The following is a 5,469-nucleotide window of genomic DNA, read 5'->3' on the forward strand; positions in this document are numbered from 1 at the left end:
GGAGCGCGATCGGCAGCAGCGCGTCGAGGGCCCGGTCCATCTCGGCGGTGTCTGCGCCGGCCCGGGCCACCCCGGTGACCACGAGCACCGTCGGGGAGCACGGAGCTGTGCCGGCGTCGGGTGACGGCAGGACGGCGATCAGCAGGTCTCCGCCGCTGGTGTGCCCCGGCGCCCGGTCCGCTGGAGCCCGCTCCACGATCCACCCCGGGTTGAGGTGGGCCAGAGCGCTGACGGCCAGCGCCGCGGGCAGCAACGTGTTGTAGCAGCCGGCCACCACGATGCTGCGCAGCGCCGCGTCCACCAGCAGCGCCACCGTCTCGCCGCTGGTGAGCACGGGAATGCCCGGCGAGGGGGCCGCGTCCGGCTGCTGCTGGGCGCGGCGCTGCGCGGGTCCGATCACGCAGGTGCGGTCGACGGCGGGGTGCTCGGCGACCCGCACCGTACCGTGCGACAGCCCCAGCGCCCCGACGGTGCCGGACGACGCGGTCAGCCGGCTGCCGGCCTGCAGCAGGTACTGGGCCAGAGCCGGAGGTTCGGTGGCGCCCTCCAGGTGGGGGAGCTCCAGCAGCCCGGGAAGTCGTCCGCGATGGAAGCGCGGAGGAGGTGGGGACGGCGGGGTCATGGCTGCTCCAAGGACGGTGGCGGATTCGGGGGCAGGGCGCAGCGGGATGGCGGGGAGACCCAAGGGCCGCTGTGCGGTGCCCGGGCCCTGGGGCTGTCCCAGGGCCCGGGCGGGTCAGTGCCGGATGGGGACGATCGGCTGGTCCAGCACCTGCCAGAGCGCGGTGACGGACCAGCGGGTGACCTGGGGGAGGTGGTCGGAGACCTCGTCGACGCCGCAGCCGCTGAGGATCTCGGCGCCGAGCAGGGCCGGCACGAGCTCCGCCGAGACGTACGTACGGTCGATCGGCCCGGCGCCGCCCGGCGGCAGGTCGCCCGGCGGGACGGCTTGGGCCGCCTTGTCCGGCCCGTGGCCGGTGGTGGCCCGGTCGGCGCCCGGCTGCCGGAGCTCGGTGGCGGCGTGCCGGCCGACGTCGACGAGACCGTTGTACGTCAGCAGCCGGTCGGCGTTGTCGTCCGGGCGGAAGCCGCCGGCCCCGGTCAGCACGGACCGGTTCTGGGCGTAGGCGCGGTCGGTGACGCGGTCGAGGCTGCTCGGGCACCCCCACACCGGCCAGGCGTTCCAGTCGCCCTGCGCCAGCAGGAGCCGCTCGTGCTTGGCCAGCTCACTGAGGCCACGCGCCTGCTGCTCTCTCAGGACCGGGTCGCTGTAGCTGGCGTGGCAGCTGGCGGCGAAGATCGGCCGGAAGCTGGTCGCCCTGGTGTCGGGGTGGATCATCCGGAGCAGCGCGACGGCGGGGTTGTGCCGGATGCCGCTCGGGTACTGCGTCCAGCTCGGGTCGGGGGTGAAGACCTCGGGGTCGTAGAAGAGCACGTTGCCCGAGCCGGGGCGGGTGTTGGGCGGCGCGGCGATCTGGATCAGGCCCAGCCGGTCGGCGACCTGGCCGCCCTGCTCCGGGCGCAGTTCCTGCAGCGTCAGCAGGGCGGGCCGCCGGCCGCTGGTTGCGGTCCGCTGCTCGATCAGGTCCAGCGCGGCGTCGAGGTTCAGGCCGTGCTGGATGTTCCAGCCCAGGTGCTCCAGCACGGCGTCGCCGCCGAGGGGTTGGAGGGCGGAGGGAGTGGACGTCATTGTGGACTCCTTCGGGGTGGCCCCGGTGGTACTGGCGGAGGTGAATCGGGGTGATGGCGGGGGAACGGCCCCGTTACACCTCGGCGGCGAGGTCGAGTTCCCGGGTCTGCTGCTGATGAGGAAGAGCAGAGGCGGGGAAGGCCAGGCCGCCGGCGGCGCGGTAGGCGAGCTGGAGCCGGGCCGCTTCCAGGCGCCAGGCGGTGTCGGCCTGGGCCAGGTGGGTGAGGGCCTGCGGGAAGTTGCCGAGCTGCCGCTTTGCTCGGGGGTCCCATTCCTCGGCGCTCAGGCCCAGGTCGTTGCTGGTGGCGCGGAGCCGCTCGAACAACTCGGTGGCCTCGTCCCTTCGGCCGATCAGCACCAGCGCGTCGCAGAGCCAGTACGAGCAGGTCAGGAACGCGCCCTCGTGGCCCGTCAACCCGTCGACGTTCTCGTCGGGGGTGCTGTGGGTGGGGTAGCGCAGCACGAAGCCACCAGGCGTGGACAGCTCCCGCTGCACCGCCTCGACGGTGCCGATGATCCGCTTGTCGTCGGGAGGCAGGAAGCCGACCTGGGGAAGGAGCAGTAGCGCCGCATCCAGCTCCCGGCCGCCGTAGAACTGGGTGAAGGTGTTGCGCTGCTCGTCGAACCCGCGGGCCAGGACGTCCGCGTGGATCTCCTCCCGCAGCCGACCCCAGCGCTCAAGGCGCGCGGCCTGATCCCCGGACCGGTGCTGCAGCAGGGAGATCGCGCGGTCGTAGAAGACCCAGCACATGACCTTGGAGTGGACGAAGTGCCGCCGCGGGCCGCGGACCTCCCACAGGCCCTCGTCCTCCCGGTTCCAGCGGTGCTCCAGCTGGTCGCCGAGGGTGATCACGAGCCGGTCGACCTCCGGGGTGGCAGCGACGCCCGCCCTGCGGACATCAAGGAGCGCGATCGCGAGTTCGCCGTAGACGTCGAGCTGCAGCTGGTCGGCCGCGGCGTTGCCGAGCCGGACCGGACGGGAGTCCGCGTAGCCTGGCAGCCAGTCCAGCTCGGCCTCCTTGAGGTCGCGTTCGCCACCGAGCCCGTACATGATCTGGAGGTTCTCGGGGTCATCGCCGACGGTGCGCAGCAGCCAGCCGATCCAGTTGCGGGCCTCCTGGAGGTAGCCGTAGCGCACGAGGGTGCTTACGGTCATCGAGGCGTCGCGCAGCCAGGTGAAGCGGTAGTCCCAGTTGCGCGCCTCGCCCAGCGCCTCCGGCAGCGAGGTCGTCGGCGCGGCGACGATGCCCCCGCCGGGGTGGCACATGGCGCGCAGGGTCAGCAGCGTGCGGATGACGAGGGCGCGGTACGGGCCGCGGTAGGTGCACTGATCGGCCCAGAGCTGCCAGTAGCGGGAGGCGGAGATGCAGGCCGTGTACGGGTCCTGGCTCAGCGGGCGCGGGGAGCCGGCACTCTGGTGGCTGAGGACGAACGCGATCCGCTGCCCTTCGGTGATGGTGAAGGTGGAGCAGGCGCTGCCGTCGCGGAGAGTGTGCTCCACCGGCCCCTCGAGCCAGTAGATGTCCCCGTTGCCGGCCTGGGCGCTCACCTGCGTCGCGCCGGCGGACGGCATGAGGGCCAGTTGCGGGATCTCGGCGCCGTAGCCGGGCCGGGGCAGCAGCTGGGAGGTCATCTCCACGGCTCCGGTGATGCCCTCGACGATGCGGATGACCTGGGCGCTGATCGTGCCGTCGTCGTCGGACGCGGGCATGAAGTCGGTCACGTCGATGGCACCCTCGGCGGTCACCCACCGGTGCCGCACGGTCAGGGACTCGCCGAGGTAGCTGCGGTCGGTCGCGACGTCGGCCGGACCGGCACCGGTGGGGCAGACCCGCCAGGTGCCGTGCTCGCGAGTGCCGAGGATGCCCGCGAACACGGCCGGGGCGTCGAACCGGGGCAGGCACAGCCAGTTGATGGTGCCGGAGCGGTCGACGAGAGCACCGGTGGCCGTGTTGCCGATCAGCGCGTGGTCCTCGATGGCGAGGTGGGTGGACATGAGGTGGGGTCCCGAGAGTCGTGGGTGGAAGGTGGGTGCACGGCCGCGGCAGCGCGGCCTGGTGGTGCCGGCGGGGGTGACCGGCCGGCCGTCTCCGGCAGCCGGCCGGGGGAGGCGGGGTCGCTGTCCGGCTCGGCAGCCCCGGAGGCGGGCCGGCGGGCAGCCTCGGCCGTCCCCGGCGTGGCGCCGTGCCGTCCACCGTCGAAGCCGGTGCCGTCGGATTGCCGGATCCAGCCCGCCGTACAGCACCGCCGGTGCCTGGTCGCCTTGCCCGCGGTCACCGCGGCCGTCCGGACGCGCGCGGGCCCGCAGCAGCGAGCCGGACATCCGAACCGGGCTGGGTGAGGGACGGCAGCGCGTCCAGGACGACGGGGTGGCGCAGCTCGGCGACGAGCTGCTGGCCGACCATGAACTCGAGGTCCGGATGGTCCAGATGCAGCTCTTCCCAGCACGGGTCGGCACCGGGGCGATGCACGATGCCGCGGACCGCGACGATCTCGACCTCCGGCACCAGCAGCACCAGGCACTCGACCGCGAGGCGCTGGCAGTGACGCTGCGCCTGGTGGGCGTGGCGCAGGCACAGCGGCGGGTTCGCGGTCCGGATGGCGTCGGTGGCCGTGGTGCGCGGGTCTGGGTGGGCGGGGTCGGCCGGGAGGAGCCACAGTAGTCCGGCGGGCGTGCGGTGGGCTGGGCCGCCGCCGACCAGGCATCGGTTCCGGGAGTCCATGAGCTCCAGCTGCCGGGCGGGGTGGTGCACCGTCCACAGCGGCTCGCCCGTCGGCGTGCCGGTCCAGGTCTCCCAGCGGACGCCGTCGACCGACCGCAGGTCCGTGTCGCGAGGCGGGCCCGGCGCCGGTGGAGCCTCGCCGGTCCAGGCCAGGATCTTCGGGACCGGTTTGCCGTGGAAGCGCACCGGGTCGGGGCACGGCTGCAGCAGGTCGCCCTCGGGCGCGCCGGGTGCGATGGATGGCAGGGGGCTCACCGTGGCCCTCCGTCTGCGGACTCTGCGGCGGTATAGAGGCTCTTGCGGGCCGAAACCCCGTAGCGGGAGGAGGTGGCCGGTCCGGTGTGCGCGGGCGGGAGTAGTTCGAGCTCGGTGATTCCGGATCCGTGGAGCTGCCAGTCGCCCAGCAGCGCCGCGAGGCCGGCGCGGGTCCGGGGGTGGAAGGGGATTCCAGCGCTGCCGTAGGCGCGCTCCAGCTCCTGTCCGACGTGGGCGTCGGAGCTGTCGAGAGTCGGATGACTGAACGTCAGCGTGCTGCCCGCGCTGACGAGGTCGTGCAGTAGTGCGACGGTCCGGTGCGCTTGGTCGTCGGAGAGCTGCTGCAGCCCGTCCGCGAGCATCAGCGCGACCGGCCGGTCCATGTCCAGGACAGGCAGGTTCGCCAGCGCGGATGCGATCGCGGCTGGCGCGGCCAGGTCCAGGCGCAGGTAGCGGATGACGGCGGGTGGCGGCGCGGTGAGCAGCGCGCGGGCGTGGGCCATCACGCTCACGTCGGCGTCCGCGTATACGACGACGGCCGCCGGCTGGTGGGGGAGGACGACGTCGTGGACCGCGTCGAGGAACGGCGCCGGGTAGCCGCATCCCAGGACCAGGAACTGGCCGACGCCCTGCCGCGCGAGCTCCGCGGCGCGGGAGATCACGAAGGTCCGGCCCGCGCGGGCCAGCGCCCGAGCGGGTGCATCGACGGCCGCGAGTGCGTCGGCCAGTTCCCGGTCCGGCGCGAGGTGGTCGCCGCCGCCGAGAAGCCTGCTCTGCAGGCGCGCCCACCTGGGCCGGTCG

Annotated in this window: 5 protein-coding genes; all 5 read right to left on the minus strand. The window is 73.6% G+C overall.

Annotated elements, in window-relative coordinates; genetic code table 11:
- Positions 1-622: hypothetical protein (locus BMY61_RS43475; protein ID WP_143094842.1), on the minus strand; the 622-nt coding region annotated here is incomplete at its 3' end.
- Positions 623-736: 114 nt separating this feature from the next.
- Complete coding sequence (locus BMY61_RS43480) at positions 737-1,690, minus strand: endonuclease/exonuclease/phosphatase family protein (RefSeq protein ID WP_042449547.1); 954 nt, start codon at positions 1,688-1,690, stop codon at positions 737-739.
- A gap of 73 nt (positions 1,691-1,763) precedes the next feature.
- Entirely contained in the window at positions 1,764-3,686 is a 1,923-nt protein-coding gene (locus BMY61_RS43485; protein WP_063773271.1) for a glycoside hydrolase family 15 protein, read from the minus strand.
- A gap of 277 nt (positions 3,687-3,963) precedes the next feature.
- A complete protein-coding gene (locus tag BMY61_RS43490) occupies positions 3,964-4,668 on the minus strand; it encodes a hypothetical protein (protein WP_052438817.1) in 705 nt (234 codons plus the stop codon).
- Positions 4,665-5,469 (minus strand): SAM-dependent methyltransferase (locus tag BMY61_RS43495; RefSeq protein ID WP_075004322.1); only part of this gene is annotated, 805 nt, incomplete at its 5' end. The genes BMY61_RS43495 and BMY61_RS43490, both read right to left, overlap by 4 nt.

This window comes from Streptacidiphilus jiangxiensis (genome assembly GCF_900109465.1).
Taxonomy (GTDB): Bacteria; Actinomycetota; Actinomycetes; order Streptomycetales; family Streptomycetaceae; genus Streptacidiphilus; species Streptacidiphilus jiangxiensis.